Consider the following 2,417-nt stretch of genomic DNA (forward strand, 5'->3'; position numbering starts at 1 on the left):
AATAGAGTAGAGATAAATCATTATGTTGAACAGAAGACTATCGTAAATTTTTAACGAATAAAAAACCGCCTATTTAAAATAAGCGGCTTTTAAAACACTTAAATTATTGTGCTGTGTAGCCACCATCCATAACAACAGCTTGGCCTGTTACCCCACCCGCTTTGCTACTCGCAAGGAAAATTGCATAGTCAGCAATTTCTTCAACAGACAACAAACGTTTCTGAGGAACCATTGCCAAAATTACATCTTCAAGCGCACTGTCTAAACTCACATTACGAGTTTTAGCCAAATCTGCAATTTGCCCACGAACCAATGGTGTGTCTACATAACCGGGGCATAAAGCATTTACTGTAATACCGTCACGTGCACATTCCAATGCCGCAACTTTTGTTAGGCCAATCACGCCGTGTTTAGCACTGTTATAACCTGCCTTTCCAGCAAAACCAATCAAACCATTAATTGAAGCCATATTAATAATACGGCCATATTTTTGAGCTTTCATAATGGGAAAAACATGTTTAATTCCAATAAATGCCCCTGTTAACATAACCTGAACAAGCTTTTGAAAAACAGCCGTTGGAAACTCTTCAATCGGTGCAACATGTTGAAAACCAGCATTGTTAATTAAGATATCAACGGTTCCAAAGGTCTTTTGAGTCAGCTCAATGGCTTGTTTATAAGCATCTTCATCAGTTACATCACATGGTGCAGATAGTGCATCAAAACCTTGCTCTTTAAGTGAGTTCGCCGTTTCTTTGCACTTTTCGACATTCATGTCAGAAATAACAACTTTGGCACCTTCTTGAGCAAATTTCTTAGCAATCTCTAGACCGATACCACTTGCAGAACCTGTAATAAAAGCGACCTTACCGTCTAAAAGTTTTGTCATTTATTTACTCCTTAATACTTATAACGCACTGATTTAAACAATACCCGTTACGGTAAAGACCGTAATCACCACAAATACCGCTAACGTTTTAATTACTGTGACTGCAAAAATATCTTTATACGACTGTTTGTGGGTTAAACCTGTAACAGCGAGTAAAGTAATAACAGCACCATTATGCGGAAGTGTATCCATACCACCCGATGCCATCGCAACCACACGGTGCATGACTTCTGGTGGAATACCCGCAGCTAAAATCGCGGCGTTATAGTGTTCAGCCATCGCACTTAAAGCGATACTCATACCACCAGAAGCTGAACCGGTAATACCTGCTAAAACGGTTGTGGTCACCGCCCCATTCACTAAAGGATTTGTGAAGGTACTGCTCATTGCATGACTAATCATGGCAAAGCCCGGTAATGACGCAATAATTGCACCAAAGCCATACTCAGAGGCCGTATTCATCACTGCTAAAAGTGAGCCACCAATACTGGCATTAATGCCCTCTTTAAAGTTCGTCACTACACGTTGGTAGTCAAATAAAATTGCAGCAATAATTCCAACAATAAGCGCAAGACCCACCGCCCAGATTGCACCAGTTTTTGCAACATCTACAGTGTAATCAGCTAAACCAACGGCAGCAAAATCAAAGCCATTTGGATACCACTCTTTAATGGCTTTCGACAAATATTTGTTCATTACTGCAACAAGAATGAGGGGTACAAACGCTAAAAACTGACGAGCTGTACTCCCATTATTTTGCAAAGTCATATCGGCTTCAATTTCTTGAGACGCTGTATTGTCTATTCCAAATCCAGAGAAGCCTTCCCCAGCTTTTGCAGCAGCACGACGTCGCCACTCTAAGTAGCTCAGACCCATACACAAAACAAAAATAGCACCAATAATGCCTAGAAATGGTGCGGCATAAATATTAGTACCAAAGAATGTAGTTGGAATAACGTTTTGGATTTGTGGCGTACCCGGTAATGCATCCATGGTAAATGTAAATGCACCCAGCGCGATGGTTCCCGGAATTAAACGTTTTGGAATATTGGCTTGTCTAAATAGCTGGTTTGCAAAAGGATAAATTGCAAATACTGCAACAAATAAACTTACACCGCTATAGGTTAAAATTGCACCTAGTAGTACAACGGTTAAAATTGCCTTTTTTGCCCCAATCCATCTTACAATGGTTCTAGCAATAGACTCAGCAATTCCTGACATTTCAACGACTTTACCGAAAATTGCGCCAAGCAAGAATACAAGAAAGTAATCTTTAATAAAGTTCACCATTTTCGGCATAAAGACACCCGAATAAAACGGTAAAACATTAGCTGGGTTAATGAGTAGAACAGCAAGTAAGGCACAAATTGGTGCCATGAGAATGACGGAAAAGCCCTTGTAAGCTGTATACATTAACAGCCCAAGCGAAAGTAGAATTACAAATAATTCCCACATATATTCCTTCTCCCTAAAGAATAGATATTAGGTTCAATAAAATTACCAAAAGATATTTAGGTTATCCCAAACC

The 2,417-nt window shown here is 39.7% G+C and carries 2 protein-coding genes; both read right to left on the reverse strand.

The features are described from left to right. Positions 1-103 precede the first annotated feature (103 nt). Positions 104-889, reverse strand: a complete 786-nt coding sequence (locus NL42_RS15130; protein WP_461313365.1) for a 3-hydroxybutyrate dehydrogenase — start codon at positions 887-889, stop codon at positions 104-106. A gap of 33 nt (positions 890-922) precedes the next feature. Further along, positions 923-2,344, reverse strand: a complete 1,422-nt coding sequence (locus NL42_RS15135; RefSeq protein WP_461313366.1) for a GntP family permease — start codon at positions 2,342-2,344, stop codon at positions 923-925. Positions 2,345-2,417 lie beyond the last annotated feature (73 nt).

Source organism: Acinetobacter sp. GN11, assembly GCF_054823985.1.

Coding starts and splice junctions, on each gene's coding strand:
- NL42_RS15135 (WP_461313366.1), bottom strand. CDS start 2,344: ATGTGGGAATTATTTGTAATTCTACTTTCGCTTGGGCTGTTAATGTAT.
- NL42_RS15130 (WP_461313365.1), bottom strand. CDS start 889: ATGACAAAACTTTTAGACGGTAAGGTCGCTTTTATTACAGGTTCTGCA.